The organism is Micromonospora sp. NPDC005298, assembly GCF_040607375.1.
Lineage (GTDB): Bacteria > Actinomycetota > Actinomycetes > Mycobacteriales > Micromonosporaceae > Micromonospora.
Genome location: NZ_JBEXGP010000007.1, coordinates 158,030 through 171,678 on the forward strand (window position 1 = coordinate 158,030; position 13,649 = coordinate 171,678).

12 protein-coding genes are annotated in these 13,649 nt (G+C 72.3%); 5 read left to right on the top strand and 7 right to left on the bottom strand.

Annotated elements, in window-relative coordinates:
• Window positions 1–135 precede the first annotated feature (135 nt).
• From ABZS77_RS15010 to ABZS77_RS15025, 4 genes are all read right to left on the bottom strand, one after another.
• A complete protein-coding gene (locus ABZS77_RS15010; RefSeq protein WP_354822705.1) occupies window positions 136–1,452 on the bottom strand; it encodes an arginase family protein in 1,317 nt (438 codons plus the stop codon).
• A gap of 66 nt (window positions 1,453–1,518) precedes the next feature.
• Window positions 1,519–2,442: a tetratricopeptide repeat protein gene (locus ABZS77_RS15015; RefSeq protein ID WP_354822707.1), complete on the bottom strand. Its 924-nt coding sequence runs from the start codon at window positions 2,440–2,442 to the stop codon at window positions 1,519–1,521.
• Between the two features lie 175 nt (window positions 2,443–2,617).
• On the bottom strand, window positions 2,618–4,306 hold the full coding sequence (locus ABZS77_RS15020; RefSeq protein ID WP_354822709.1) for a methylmalonyl-CoA mutase family protein: 1,689 nt from the start codon (window positions 4,304–4,306) through the stop codon (window positions 2,618–2,620).
• A 132-nt stretch (window positions 4,307–4,438) separates the two neighbouring features.
• Window positions 4,439–4,849 (bottom strand): Asp23/Gls24 family envelope stress response protein, encoded by a 411-nt coding sequence (locus ABZS77_RS15025; protein ID WP_354822711.1) that lies wholly within the window; start codon window positions 4,847–4,849, stop codon window positions 4,439–4,441.
• 156 nt (window positions 4,850–5,005) lie between these two features.
• Between ABZS77_RS15025 and ABZS77_RS15030 the strand changes: the two genes are divergently transcribed.
• Both ABZS77_RS15030 and ABZS77_RS15035 read left to right on the top strand, forming a co-directional pair.
• The gene (locus tag ABZS77_RS15030) at window positions 5,006–5,572 is read left to right on the top strand and encodes a LemA family protein (protein ID WP_354822713.1); all 567 of its coding nucleotides are present in this window, start codon (window positions 5,006–5,008) and stop codon (window positions 5,570–5,572) included.
• A gap of 3 nt (window positions 5,573–5,575) precedes the next feature.
• Window positions 5,576–7,279 carry a hypothetical protein gene (locus ABZS77_RS15035; RefSeq protein WP_354822715.1) on the top strand — a complete coding sequence of 568 codons (1,704 nt, stop codon included), beginning with the start codon at window positions 5,576–5,578 and terminating at the stop codon, window positions 7,277–7,279.
• Between the two features lie 31 nt (window positions 7,280–7,310).
• On the opposite strand, the gene meaB is transcribed toward ABZS77_RS15035, so the two are convergent.
• Together meaB and ABZS77_RS15045 are read right to left on the bottom strand one after the other, a co-directional pair.
• Window positions 7,311–8,315, bottom strand: coding sequence for a methylmalonyl Co-A mutase-associated GTPase MeaB (meaB, locus tag ABZS77_RS15040; protein ID WP_354822717.1), 1,005 nt, complete (start codon window positions 8,313–8,315; stop codon window positions 7,311–7,313).
• Entirely contained in the window at window positions 8,312–9,511 is a 1,200-nt protein-coding gene (locus ABZS77_RS15045) for an acetyl-CoA C-acetyltransferase (protein ID WP_354822719.1), read from the bottom strand. The genes meaB and ABZS77_RS15045 overlap by 4 nt, the downstream gene beginning before the upstream one ends.
• A gap of 62 nt (window positions 9,512–9,573) precedes the next feature.
• Here ABZS77_RS15045 and mce point away from each other — a divergent pair, with 62 nt between their 5' ends.
• Window positions 9,574–10,047, top strand: coding sequence for a methylmalonyl-CoA epimerase (gene mce / locus ABZS77_RS15050; RefSeq protein ID WP_354822721.1), 474 nt, complete (start codon window positions 9,574–9,576; stop codon window positions 10,045–10,047).
• A gap of 207 nt (window positions 10,048–10,254) precedes the next feature.
• On the opposite strand, the gene ABZS77_RS15055 is transcribed toward mce, so the two are convergent.
• Window positions 10,255–10,488 carry a hypothetical protein gene (locus ABZS77_RS15055; protein WP_354822723.1) on the bottom strand — a complete coding sequence of 78 codons (234 nt, stop codon included), beginning with the start codon at window positions 10,486–10,488 and terminating at the stop codon, window positions 10,255–10,257.
• A gap of 182 nt (window positions 10,489–10,670) precedes the next feature.
• Between ABZS77_RS15055 and ccrA the strand changes: the two genes are divergently transcribed.
• Both ccrA and ABZS77_RS15065 read left to right on the top strand, forming a co-directional pair.
• On the top strand, window positions 10,671–12,026 hold the full coding sequence (gene ccrA, locus ABZS77_RS15060) for a crotonyl-CoA carboxylase/reductase (RefSeq protein ID WP_354822778.1): 1,356 nt from the start codon (window positions 10,671–10,673) through the stop codon (window positions 12,024–12,026).
• A 286-nt stretch (window positions 12,027–12,312) separates the two neighbouring features.
• Window positions 12,313–13,578: a DivIVA domain-containing protein gene (locus tag ABZS77_RS15065; RefSeq protein ID WP_354822725.1), complete on the top strand. Its 1,266-nt coding sequence runs from the start codon at window positions 12,313–12,315 to the stop codon at window positions 13,576–13,578.
• Window positions 13,579–13,649 lie beyond the last annotated feature (71 nt).

Here is a 13,649-nt window from a genome sequence, read left to right on the forward strand (position 1 = left end):
CTACCGGTTGCGCAGATCGCCCGACAGGGCTGCGGGAAACCTGGCCGCGCTCACAATCCGAGCGACGCTACCGAGGTTGGTGGCCGACGTCAGATGAGTCGCCGCCTCGGCGACGGCCCCGCTGGACCCGTCGGTCTAGGCGGGTCTGGAGTGATCGGCGTTGGGGGGCGAAGGGCGGCGTAGCAGGCCGGGGCCGGCCGACGCGGGTGGGCCCACCGGTTCCGGTTCGACCGGGGCGCCAGCCGACGCGGAATGGACCGGCGCGGGGACATTCGCCGTCCCGAGGTCACCTGGCGACTCACTGTCCGTTGGCGTACCGGGGCCGGGCTGGTCGGTCGGCGCGGGCACGCCGGCCAGCGGCCGGCCGACGGTGTCGGCGCCGTTTCGCACAGTCGCCGGGTCGCCCAGGTCGTCCTGCTGGTCCCCGGCTGCGGGTCGCGGCGTCCCGGGCCGCTCGGCGGCGAGCGTGGTGCGGCCGGTGTCGCGTCGGGGGGCGGGCGCTGGCCGGGCCGGCAGGAGGCGCGGCGGCACCGCCTCCGGGGCGGTGACCGGTGCCAGACCAGCGACCACCGTGTTGACGATCTCGGCGGCGTACGAGCCGTCCGGGTCGTAGTCGGGGTCGAAGACGGTCAGCTCGACGCCGAGGCAGTGCGGGGTGTCGACCAGGCCGGCGAGCAGGATCTCCAGTTCGGCGAAGGCGATGCCACCCGGGTCGGGGGCGTCCACGGCGGGCATCACCGCCGGGTCGAGCACGTCCACGTCGATGTGCACCCAGTAGCCCGCGCAGTCGGCGAGCTGCTCGTGCGCCCACTGGGCCGTACGGGCGGCGCCCTCGGCGCGCAGCGCCGGGACCGGCCGGGTGGTGATCCCCGCCGCCTGGAGGTCGAGCCGGTACTCGTCCTGGGCGCGGATGCCGAGCACCACGACGTCGATGTCCCGGAAGTAGGGTCGGCGGCCCTCGAGGGCGGCCAGGTCGGCCTGCCCGCGCCCGGTGACCAGGGCCAGGTCCTCACCGGCGGCGGCACCCACGTAGGAGGCGTTGCCCGGGTGCCGGAAGTCGGAGTGCCCGTCCACGAAGACCAGGCCGATCCGCCCGCCGACGGCCTCGCCGAGGCGGTGCATGGCAAGCGCCGAGCCGAGCAGCACCGAGCAGTCGCCACCCAGCACCACCGGGAACTCGCCCCGGTCGATGATCGAGCCGATCCGTTCGGCGAGGGCCAGCGAGTAGTCGGCGATCTCCCGGGCGTGACACACCCCGTCGCCGGGCCGCCAGTCACCCGGGTCGTAGCGGGGTGGGGTGATGCAGCCGGCGTCGCGGGCGCGTAGCCGGGCCAGCAGGTCGTGGTCGCGCAGCGCCCCCGGCGCCTTGGCGCATCCCGGCACCGACGTGGGAGTCGGCGGCCGGAGACCGAGATTTGTCGGCGCGTCGAGGACGGCGATCCGGCGCATCATGAGCTCCCGTCCTCGGTGGTCGGGCGGGCCGGCCGGAACGCCGGCCCGCGCTGGCGTGCTTCGAACTCAGAACAGGGCGCTGGCCAGGGCACGACGTGCCGAGGCGACCGCCGGGTCGTCCGGCCCGGCGATGGTGAACAGCGACACCAGGTGCTGGCGGACCGTCTCCCGGTCCTCGCCGGCGGTGCGCCGGACCAGACCGACGAGCCGGGCGTACGCCTGCTCGGCCAGGCCGCTGAGCACCTCGATGTCGGCGGCGAGCAGCTGGGCGGCCACGTCGTCGGGGGCGCTCTCGGCGGCGGCGAGCGCGGCGGCCGGGTCGGCGCCGGCCACCCGGCGGGCAACCCCCACCTGGGCGAGGCCGGCCTCGGCCGCGGCGTCCGCCGGGGAGTCGGCGAGGATCTTGCGGTACGCCCGCTCGGCCGCGTCCAGGTCGCCGCTCATCAGGGCGTCGTCCGCCTCGTCGAGGCGCGGGTCCTCCGGTTCGGCGACGGTCACGCCGCCGGCCTTGAGTACGGCCTGGAGCCACTGACGCACCTGCGCCTCGGGGACCACGCCGGAGAAGGCGTCGAAGGGCTGGCCGCCGACCACCGCGTACACCATGGGGATGCCCTGGACCCGGAACATCTGGGCGATCCGCGGATTTTGCTGCACGTCGACCCGGGCGAGCACCCAGGCGCCGTCGCTCTCGGCGGCCAGCCGCTCCAGCACCGGGGCGAACTCGTCGCTCTCCGGGAAGCCGGCCGCGCCGAAGAAGACGACGACCGGCATGGCCATCGACCGTTCGAGCACCTCGGACTGGATTGTCGCCTCGGTGACGTCGACGATGGCGGCGTTGCCGCCGGCTGTGGGCGCGCCTGGCGCGCCGGTGGACGGGCCGCCCTGCGGGGGTGTGCCGGGGCGGGTACTGGCTGGTGCGGGGCCGCGCAGCGTGCTGAGGTCGACCGCGCCGCGGGTGAAGATCGACGAGGTGATCCGTGGGTCGCTCATGGTTACCTAGTCTCGCACGCGACCCCGGGTTCTCAGCTCACCCGCAACTCCGACGTTGCAACTCTCACGCCCCGCCCCCACCCCTTCGATCGGGCACTTTCCGACGCCGACAGGCCGCCTGCACGGCATCTGTCGACGCGGCGACCGCACGATCGAAGGGATGGGTCGGTACGGGTCAGAAGCGGGCCGGCTCCCGGTAGGTGCCCCACTCGGCGCGCAGGGCGTCGCAGATCTCCCCGAGGGTGGCCTCGGCGCGGACGGCGTCGAGCATGGCGGGGATCATGTTCTCGTCGGTGCGGCTGGCGTCGACCATGCGGGTGACCGCCGCACGGACCGCGGCCTCGTCCCGCGCGCTCTTGCGCTCGGCGAGCACCCGGCGCTGCTCCAGCTCCACCTCGTGCGAGATGCGCAGGATCTCCAGCTCCTTGGCGACCGTGCCGGTGTGGCAGTTGACGCCGACGATCTTCTTGTCGCCCTTCTCCAGGGCCTGCTGGTAGACGAACGCCGACTCGGCGATGTGCCCGGTGAACCAGCCGTCCTCGATGCCGCGCAGGATGCCCGAGGTCATCGGGCCGATCTGGTGCGGACCCTCCCCGCCGAGCTGCCGGATCCGGCCGAAGATCTCCTCCGCCTCGGCCTCGATCTTGTCGGTCAGCGCCTCGACGTACCAGGAGCCGCCGAGCGGGTCGGCGACGTTGACCACGCCGGTCTCCTCCATCAGCACCTGCTGCGTGCGCAGGGCGATCTCGGCGGACTCGTCGGTGGGCAGCGCGAGGGTCTCGTCGAGGGCGTTGGTGTGCAGCGAGTTGGTCCCGCCGAGCACCGCTGCGAGGGCCTCCACGGCCGTTCGCACCACGTTGTTGACCGGCTGCTGGGCGGTCAGCGACACCCCGGCGGTCTGCGTGTGGAACCGCAGCCAGAGGGCTTTCTCGCTGGTCGCGCCGTAGACGTCGCGCAGCCAGCGGGCCCAGATCCGGCGGGCGGCGCGGAACTTGGCGATCTCCTCGAAGAAGTCGAGGTGCGAGTCGAAGAAGAAGCTCAGACCGGGGGCGAAGACGTTCACGTCCAGCCCGCGCGACAGGCCCAGCTCCACGTACCCGAAGCCGTCGGCGAGGGTGTACGCCAACTCCTGCGCGGCGGTCGAGCCGGCCTCGCGGATGTGGTAGCCGGAGACCGACAGCGGCTTGTAGCGCGGGATCTCGGCCGCGCAGTACTCCATCAGGTCGCCGATCAGGCGCAGGTGCGGCTCGGGGTCGAAGAGCCACTCCTTCTGCGCGATGTACTCCTTGAAGATGTCCGTCTGGAGCGTGCCGTCCAGCTTGGACAGATCGGCGCCTTGCCGCTCGGCGGCGACCAGGTACATGCAGAACACCGGTACGGCCGGGCCGGAGATGGTCATCGACGTGGTCACGCCGGCCAGGTCGATGCCGTCGAAGAGCGCCTGCATGTCGGTGGCCGTGTCGATGGCGACGCCGCAGTGCCCGACCTCGCCGAGGGCCTGCGGGTCGTCCGAGTCGCGGCCCATCAGCGTCGGCATGTCGAACGCGACCGACAGGCCGCCACCGCCGGCGCCGAGGATCATCTTGTAGCGCTCGTTGGTCTGCTGGGCGTTTCCGAAGCCGGCGAACTGCCGGATCGTCCAGGTCCGCCCCCGGTAGCCGGTCGGATACAGACCCCTGGTGTACGGATACTCGCCGGGCCAGCCGATCCGCTCGAAGCCCGGGTACGCGCTGCCCTCCGGCGGCCCGTAGACCGGCTCGACAGGCATCCCGGAGAGCGTGGTGAAGTCGGCGTCACGCTTGCGCGCGGCGTCGTACCGGGCCTGCCAGCGTGCCCGTCCGGCGTCGATCTCGTCGGCGTCCATGCGCGGGGCTCCTCCTCGGGTCCTCGATTGCCCATCGAGTGTAGAGCCCCGACCTGAACGATCGCTAAGTCAACTCGTACCGGTGGGTAACGTGGGCACCGCGGCGGGCGCGGACGGCAGGCCCGTCGGCGATCACGCCACCGAAGTCGCCGGCCCACCCATCGCCACGTCGTCGACCCGGATGTTGACCTCGTCGACCCGTAGCCCGTACGCCTCGACCGCCTCGGTCACGCGGGCCCGCACCTGGCTCGTCACCTCGGGCACGGGCTGACCGGCCTGGATCACCAGCACCAGATTGATCACGGCCGCGTCCCCGGAGACGTGGGCCGAGCAACCCCGCCGGGCGTCGCCGACCTGGTCCAGCCCGACGCGATCGAGGACCGCGTTGAAGAACCGCGCGATGTCCCCACCCATCTCGGCCACCCCGGGCACCGAGCTGGCGGCGGCGACGGCGATCTTCTCGATCACCTCGTCGGAGACCTTCGTCGTCCCGCCGGCCGCCACCGGCACCGTGCCCAGCTCGCGCGTCGCCTCGTCACTCACGTACCGCTCCCCTGCCGTCGTCCCGCGCCGGCCCCGACCGGGGCCCCGCACGGGCGGAGCCCGCGCGCCGCGAGCCTACTGCCTCCCGGCGCGCGGCAACCGTCCCCCGTGGACACGTGCGCGCACTCCTCGCGGCGGTTCGCTATCTTGCCCGCCATGGCATCGATTACCGCCGCCGCTCTGGCGGGCTCGACGGTCGTCCTCCTGGTCGGGGTGTGGCTGGTGCGGGTCTACAACAAGCTGGTGCGGATGCGCAACCAGGTGGAAGCGTCCTGGTCCCAGATCGACGTACAACTCAAGCGCCGCCACGACCTCATCCCGAACCTGGTCGAGACGATCAAGGGGTACGCGTCGCACGAGCGCGACACCCTGGCCGCCGTGCTCGCCGCACGCGGCGAGGCGATCACGCACACCGGTGGTGACCCGGGCCGGGCCGACGCCGAGAACGCGCTCGGTCAGGCTCTGGGTCGTCTCGTCGCCCTCGCCGAGGCGTACCCGCAGTTGCGGGCGAGCGAGAACTTCGCGGCGATGCAGAGCGAGCTGGCCACCGCCGAAGACAAGATCGCTTATGCCCGGCAGTTCCTGACGTACGCCGTGCAGCAGTACAACACGGCGATCCAGAGCTTCCCCACGAACCTGGTCGCCGGGCCGCTCGGCTTCCACAGGCGCGAGTTGTTCACCTCGGACGACTCGGACCGTGGCGTCGTCGCGGTCGGTCTCTGAGCCGTGACGGACCTCATCCTCGCCGGCGTCGCCGTCGGACTCTGGCTCCTCGCGTACGGTGCCTGCCGGATCGCCACCCGCCCGGCACCACGAGCGGCCGCACCGGCGTCGATGGACCTCGGCCCGGAGCCGCCGGCCGTGGTGAGCCTGCTGGTCAACGGCGGGTCGACGGGCGCGGGCACGACGGAGTCGATCCTGCTCGACCTGGCCGCGGCCGGCTGGTACGAGCTGCGACAGCCGGACGCCGACCCCCGTGGCACCACCATCCATCTCGCCCGGGAGCATCCGGACGAGAGCGGCCTACGGCCGTACGAACGGCAGGTCCTGGCGCGGGTCCGTGGGCTCGCCGTCGACGGGGTGGTGCCGCTCACCGCACTGGCCTTCCGGGACGAGGACGAGTCGAAGGACTGGAACGGCCAACTGCGCGCCGCAGTGGTCGCCGACGCGCGGGCGGCCGGTTTGTCCCGGCGTCGATTCGGGCGGACGATGATGACCGCGCTGTACCTCGGGGCGGTCACGGTGGGCGTGGTCTGCGGCCTGGTGGCCGTGTACCGCACGCACCTGCGCTGGACGTTCCTTCTCTCGCTCACCGTCGCCGTGATGCTCGCGGGCCTCGTGCAGCGCGTCGGCGAGCGCGCGACCCCGGCGGGACTGGACGCCACCTCCCGGTGGCTCGCAGTGGGCACCTGGCTGCGTAACCACGAACAGTTCGCCGAGCTGCCACCCTCGGCGGTGGCGGTCTGGGACCGCTACCTCGCGTACGGCGCCGCGCTGGGCGTCGCCCGCCGCACCCTCGACGTGCTCGGCCTGGACGCCGGCGACAAGCGTGAGCTCTGGTCGTCGTACCGGGGCGGCTGGCGCCGGATCCGGGCGCGCTGTCCACGGGTGCGGCCCGGGTACGGCAGCACCACCCGTGCGCTCCTCGGTCAGGCGCTGCTGCTCGTGGTCGCGGGAACGTTCGTGCTGGGCGTCGCCGGTCGCTCCGGCTGGTATGCGCTGCCGGGGTACGTGCTGCTCGCCAGCGGCGCATACCTGCTGGGCGGCGCGTTGGTGGACCGCACGCGGTCGGTGACCGTCACCGGTCAGGTGCTGGCGCTGCGCCCACACGGGCGGGACAGCCGGCGACTGATCCACCTGGTACTCGACGACGGGACCGCCGACGAGACCACCGCATGGGGGCTGCCGGGCGGGTGGGGAGACCGCTGCCGGCCGGGCGACGTCGTGACGATCACCGGTCGGCCGTGGAGCAGGCGGGTCGACGCCCTGACCGTCCGCTCGTCGGCGGACCCCGAACCCGAGCAGACCGGCGTGCTGGTCACGGACGTGTTCGGCGACATGGCTCATGTGCCTGCCGGGCCGCTTCCGATCTCCGTCGAGGACGTGGCACGGGTCGTCGGTCAACAGGTACGCGTGCGACACCTACCGCGACGCGTCGACTTCCGCTCCGAGCGCGACAACGGCACCGTGCTGCGCGCCGCCTGGGCGGACGGTACGGCGGGGCAGATCGCGTGGCGGGCCAACGCCCGCGGCGTCGTCACCCCACTGCCGGGCATCGGCGACGAGGCGTACGCCAGCGGCGACAAGGTGGTGCTGCGCGTCGGTGACATCACGCTGGTCCTCACCGCGCTCGGCAGCGGGCGGATCGGGACGCCGCGCCTTCCGTGGCTGCTCACCAGATGCGCACGCGACGCCCTCACGGTCGCCTGAGCCACCGCCGGGTGCGCCGTCGGGCTGCGGGTCAGGAGCCGAGCTGATCGAGCAGCTCGTCCGCCGCCGCGTACGGGTCGAGGGCGCCCTCGGCGACCTTCGCGGCGAGCGTCGACAGCTCCGTACCGTCGCGCAGGGAACCGATCCGGGCGCGGAGGGTGCCCAGCGCGATGGCCTCGATCTCGGCGGCGGCCCGCGCCTCCTGCCGGCGGCGCAGCTCGCCGTGCTCGACCAGCCAGCCGCGGTGCTTGTCGATCGCGGCGGCGATGTCGTCGATCCCCTCACCCCGGGCGGCGACCGAGCGGACGACCTGCGGTCGCCACTGCCCCGGCCCGCGCTCGCCGAGCGCGATCATGCCCTGGATGTCGCGGACGGTGGCGTCGACGCCGTCCCGGTCCGCCTTGTTGACGACGAACACGTCGGCGATCTCCAGGATGCCGGCCTTGACCGCCTGGATGGCGTCCCCCATGCCGGGGGCGAGCAGCACGAGCGTGGTGTCGGCCAGCGAGGCGACCTCCACCTCGGCCTGCCCGACGCCGACGGTCTCCACGAGCACCACGTCGCAGCCGGCGCCCTCCAGCACCCGGACCGCCTGCGGTGTCGCCGCGGCCAGGCCGCCGAGATGCCCCCGGCTGGACATGGACCGGATGTAGACCCCGGGATCGGTGGCGTGGTCCTGCATCCGCACCCGGTCACCGAGGATCGCGCCGCCGGTGAACGGGCTGGACGGGTCCACGGCCAGCACACCGACCCGGTGCCCCCGCGCCCGCAGCGCACGGACCAGCTCGTTGGTGGTCGTCGACTTGCCCACCCCGGGCGAACCGGTCAACCCCACCACCTGGGCCTGCCCGGCGTACGGCGCGAGCGCCGCCGCGATCTCCGGCAGCAGCGCGTCGCCGTTCTCGACAAGGGTGATCAGGCGGGCGACCGCGCGGGGGTCACCCGCGCGGGCCCGCTCCACGAGCTGGGGTACGTCCCGGCTGCGGCGCACCGATCTGGTGCCCGCCACCGGGACATTCTCGACCGCTTCGCTCACTGCGCCGACTCGGCCTTGCCCGGCACGTGGATGATCAGCGCGTCGCCCTGGCCGCCGCCACCGCACAGCGCCGCCGCCCCGGTGCCGCCGCCGCGCCGCTTGAGCTCCAGCGCGAGGGTGAGCACCAGCCGGGCGCCGGACATCCCGATCGGGTGGCCCAGCGCGATCGCACCGCCGTTGACGTTCACCCTGTCCGCGTCGATGCCCAGATCCCGGGTGGACTGGATGCCGACCTGCGCGAACGCCTCGTTGATCTCGATGAGGTCCAGGTCCTCCACGCTCAGGCCGCCCTTGCGCAGGGCGTGGTGGATCGCGTTGGACGGCTGCGAGTGCAGGGAATTGTCCGGGCCGGCCACGTTGCCGTGCGCACCGATCTCGGCGAGCCAGGTCAAGCCCAGCTCGTTGGCCTTGGCCTTGCTCATGACGACGACGGCGGCCGCGCCGTCGGAGATCGGCGAGGAACTGCCGGCGGTGATCGTGCCGTCCTTGGCGAAGGCGGGACGCAGCTTGGCCAGCGACTCGACGGTGGTGTCCGGGCGGATGCCCTCGTCGTCACTGATCACCAGCGGGTCGCCCTTGCGCTGCGGGATCAGCACCGGAGTGATCTCCTCAGCGAAGTGGCCGTTCTTCTGCGCGGCGGCGGCCCGCTGGTGGCTGGCCGCAGCGAAGGCGTCCTGCTCCTCGCGGGAGATGCCGTGCTTCGTGCCGATCCGCTCGGTCGACTCGCCCATCGAGCAGCAGTCCCAGGCGTCGCTGAGCCCGTCGTGCGCCATGTGGTCCTTGACCACCACGTCGCCGTACTTGTAGCCCGAACGCTGGCCCATCAGCAGGTGCGGGGCGTTGGTCATCGACTCCATGCCACCGGCCACCACGATGTCGAACTCGCCCGCCCGGATCAGCTGGTCGGCGAGGGCGATCGCGTCCAGGCCGGAGAGGCAGACCTTGTTGATCGTCAACGCCGGCACCGACATCGGTACGCCGGCCTCCACGGCCGCCTGCCGAGCCGGGATCTGCCCGGCGCCGGCCTGGAGCACCTGCCCCATGATCACGTACTGGACCTGGTCCGGGCTCACGCCGGCACGCTCCAGGGCCGCCTTGATGGCGATGCCGCCGAGCTTGGTGGCCGGAAGGTCCTTGAGGTTGCCCAGCAGCCGCCCCATGGGGGTGCGCGCGCCGCTGACGATCACCGAAGCCATGCCTGCCTCCGAGGGGGGTGCCGAGCTGTACGCCTTAACGATTGTTCGGCCAGACTAGCGCCATGACTGAGAACTCCCCCGTCGAGCCCGGTGCGGACTACGTCACAGACATCGGGCTTCGCAAGATCGACCACGTCGGGATCGCCGTGGCCGACCTGGACACCGCGATCGACTTCTACCAGCGGACGTTCGGGATGCGCTGCGTACACGTCGAGACCAACGCCGAGCAGGGCGTACGGGAAGCGATGCTCGCCGTCGGGCCGAACACCGACGGCGGCTGCGTGCAACTGCTCGCCCCGCTCACCCCCGAGTCGACGATCGCGAAGTTCCTCGACCGCAACGGCCCGGGCGTGCAGCAGGTCGCGTACACCGTGGCGGACATCGACGCGGCCTGCGCGGCACTGCGCGAGCGAGGCGTACGGCTGCTCTACGACGAGCCGCGGCGCGGCACCGCCGACAGCCGGATCAACTTCGTACACCCCAAGGACGCCGGCGGCGTCCTCGTCGAACTCGTCCAACCCGCCGCCACCCACTGAAGCGCCGCACAACCGCGTCCCGCCCCAGCCCTCGCCCGGCGCGCCAGCGCGGGCCGGGCCGGCGCCACGCGGGCCGGGCCGGGTGATTCTCGCCGTGCTGCCCCCGTGCGGGCCGGGGACGGCCGGGCAAGGTCGCGCCGCATCGCGAAGGGCGGGCAAGATCGCGCAACTTCCTGGATTTAGTGGCCTCCGCCGCACGTGAGGCCACTAAATCCAGGAAGTTGTTGCCACCTCCGCCGCACCGGCGGCCACCACCGCCGCAACCCGCACCCCACCGCGCCCCTGCCCCGCCGCGCCGCCGCCGCACCGCCGCACCGCCGCCCGGCTTCCGACGCCGCCCATCACCCACCGCCGCCCCACGGCGGCGACCGCTGCGGCGGTCCAGAACCGCTCCCGTGAGCACTTCTGTGCGCGGTTGGCGGGGTGGTCGGACAGCTTCACGCATCGGCCGATGCAGTTTTTCACAGAGGACTTCCCGCTTTAGCTACCGTTCAGTAACGTCCCGGCCCACAGGAGCGCGACCGGTGCCGGATGTGTCGAATGCCGACATGGCGGTCGTGCCCACCGGCGCCGACGATGGCAGCACCCGGGCCCGTGCGGGTGCGGACGAACCGGAGGTCACCGTGCAGGACATCCTCGAAGCGATCATGGCGGCGGAGGAATCGAACGATCCGGACCGGGAGTTGGCCGGCCTCGCCGGGCTGCCCGTACCGGAGAGCTACCGGGGTGTGGTCGTCCGCGCCGAGGAGTCGCGGATGTTCGACGGCATGGCCACCCGGGACAAGGACCCCCGCAAGGCGCTGCACGTGCAGGAGGTGCCGACGCCGGAGCTGGGGCCGGGTGAGGCGCTGATCGCGGTCATGGCGAGCGCGATCAACTACAACACCGTGTGGACGAGCATCTTCGAGCCGCTGTCCACCTTCAAGTTCCTCCAGCGCTACGGGCGGATCTCCGAGCTGACCCGCCGGCACGACCTGCCGTACCACGTGGTCGGCTCGGACGCCGCGGGCGTGGTGCTGCGTACCGGCCCCGGTGTGACCCGGTGGGCGGCGGGCGACGAGGTCGTGGCGCACTGCCTCTCCGTCGAGTTGGAGGACGCGGCCGGGCACGACGACACCATGCTCGACCCGCAGCAGCGGATCTGGGGCTTTGAGACCAACTTCGGTGGGCTGGCCGAGCTGGCCGTGGTCAAGGCCAACCAGCTGATGCCCAAGCCGCGTCACCTGAGCTGGGAGGAGGCGGCGAGCCCGGGGCTGGTCAACTCGACCGCGTACCGGCAGCTCGTCTCGCACCACGGCGCCAACATGAAGCAGGGCGACGTGGTGCTGATCTGGGGCGCGTCCGGTGGCCTCGGCGGGTACGCCACGCAGATGGCGCTCAACGGTGGGGCGATCCCCGTCTGCGTCGTCTCCTCCCCGGAGAAGGCGGAGTTGTGCCGCCGCATGGGCGCGGAGCTGGTCATCGACCGGGCCGCGGAGAACTTCCGCTTCTGGAAGGACGAGGAGACCCAGGACCCGGACGAGTGGCGGCGCTTCGGCGAACGGATCCGTGAGCTGACGGGCGGCGAGGACCCGGACATCGTCTTCGAGCACCCGGGTCGGGAGACGTTCGGCGCGAGCGTCTACGTGGCCCGGCGCGGTGGGACGATCGTGACCTGCGCGTCCACGAGCGGTTTCCAGCACCAGTACGACAACCGGTACCTGTGGATGCACCTCAAGCGGATCGTCGGCAGCCACTTCGCGAACTACCACGAGGCGTGGCAGGCGAACCGCCTGGTGGCGCTCGGCAAGGTGCACCCGACGGTGTCCCGTACCTACCCGCTGGAGCAGACCGGCCAGGCGGCGTACGAGGTGCACCGCAACGCCCACCAGGGCAAGGTCGGGGTGCGCTGCCTCGCCCCCACCGACGGGCTCGGTGTCCGGGACGGGGAGATGCGGGCCCGGCACGAGGACGCGATCAACCGGTTCCGGGGGCACTGACCGGGCCTTTGCCCGGACGGATGAGCAGCGGATGGCCATTGCGGTGGTCGCCCATTGTTCTTCCGCTCCCATTAGCGCGACATCGGTTCGGATCGAACAAAGGGCCACGGGAGCTTCCCGTGGCCCTTTTCCATGTCACGCTGCGTGGCGTCCGTCCCGCCCGGGACCTGCCAAGATCGGCGATTGGTCCGGCATCGCCGAACGCGGGAGTTGACCATGTAAAGAGGACACGAAAGCTTCGTACCGCTCTTGCGAAGCACCCTGGGGCGTCTGCCAGTATGTCCCAATGCCCCAGCAGCAGTCCTCCCCTCTCGCGTTCTTCGATAACGCGAACTCGCAGCCAGATTTCACCGTTGGCCTGCGCGGCTACAACACTCACCAGGTCGATGACTTCCTCGGCCGGATGACCGCCGCGCTGACCCAGTCCGAGCAGGCCCGCGCCGAGGCCGAGCAGCGGATGAACGACGCCCAGCGTCGGCTCCGCCAGGCCGAGCAGCGCATGAGCGCGCTGGAGCAGAAGCTCGCCGACACCAACAAGCAGCTCGAAGAGAACAGCCGGCCCACCCTCTCCGGTCTGGGCACCCGCGTCGAGCAGATCCTCCGGCTCGCCGAGGAGCAGGCCAACGACCACCGCAACGAGGCCAAGCGCGAGTCCGAGGGCATCCTCTCCGCCGCCCGCCTCGAGGCGCGTGAGATCACCGACAAGGCGCGCGCCGAGGCCGCCGCGATGAAGGCGAGCGCCGAGCGCGAGGCCGGCAACCTGCGTACCGCCGCCGAGCGCGAGGCCGCCGAGGTCCGGGTGCAGGCCCGCCGCGAGGCGGACACCCTGCGGGCGGACGCGGACCGGGAGACCAAGCAGCTGCGTACGGTCACCGCGCACGAGGTGGCCGAGCTGAAGTCGACCGTGGAGCGGGAGGTCGCCACGCTGCGCGCCACCGCCGAGCGGGAGATCACCCAGCAGCGGGCCAAGGCTGCCCGCGAGGCCGAGGAGAAGCGGGCCGAGGCGACCAAGCTGCTCACCGACGCGCGGGACAAGCGCGACAAGGATCTGCAGGCCCTGGAGCTTCAGCTGGCCGAGCGGCGGGAGAAGGCGGAGCGCGAGGAGTCCGAGCGGCACGCCGCCCAGGTCGCGCAGACCCAGAAGCTGGTCAGCGAGGCCGAGCAGCGGGCACGGGCCGCGCAGGAGCGGGCCAAGGAGATCGAGCAGCGCGCCGAGGCCCGCCGGGTCGAGTCCGAGCGCAACGCCGCCGAGATGGTGGACAAGGCCAAGGCCCTGTCGGAGAAGACGCTCAACGAGGCCAAGGCCGAGTCGCAGCGCCTGCTCACCGAGGCTCGCACCGAGGCGGAGCTGACCACGCAGGCCGCCCGCCGCGAGGTCGACGACCTCACCCGGCAGAAGGACGCGGTCACCTCGCAGCTCGGTCAGATGCTCTCCGGGCTCGCCGGCATCGTGCCTGGCGTACCGGCGGCTGCCGCTCCGGCGGCCAAGCCGGCGGAGGCCAAGAAGGCCGAGGGCGGTCAGGACCGGGTCACTGCGGAGACCGCTGGCTGACGCCAGGCGTCAGGTCGGGGCATCGACGGCGCGAGGTGACACCGGGTAACCGGTGTCACCTCGCGCCGTAT

Bases quoted from the DNA above. Each gene is read 5' to 3' on its own strand.
- ABZS77_RS15010 (WP_354822705.1), bottom strand. From the start codon at position 1,452: ATGATGCGCCGGATCGCCGTCCTCGACGCGCCGACAAATCTCGGTCTC.
- ABZS77_RS15015 (WP_354822707.1), bottom strand. From the start codon at position 2,442: ATGAGCGACCCACGGATCACCTCGTCGATCTTCACCCGCGGCGCGGTC.
- ABZS77_RS15020 (WP_354822709.1), bottom strand. From the start codon at position 4,306: ATGGACGCCGACGAGATCGACGCCGGACGGGCACGCTGGCAGGCCCGG.
- ABZS77_RS15030 (WP_354822713.1), top strand. From the start codon at position 5,006: ATGGCATCGATTACCGCCGCCGCTCTGGCGGGCTCGACGGTCGTCCTC.
- ABZS77_RS15045 (WP_354822719.1), bottom strand. From the start codon at position 9,511: ATGGCTTCGGTGATCGTCAGCGGCGCGCGCACCCCCATGGGGCGGCTG.
- mce (WP_354822721.1), top strand. From the start codon at position 9,574: ATGACTGAGAACTCCCCCGTCGAGCCCGGTGCGGACTACGTCACAGAC.
- ABZS77_RS15065 (WP_354822725.1), top strand. From the start codon at position 12,313: ATGCCCCAGCAGCAGTCCTCCCCTCTCGCGTTCTTCGATAACGCGAAC.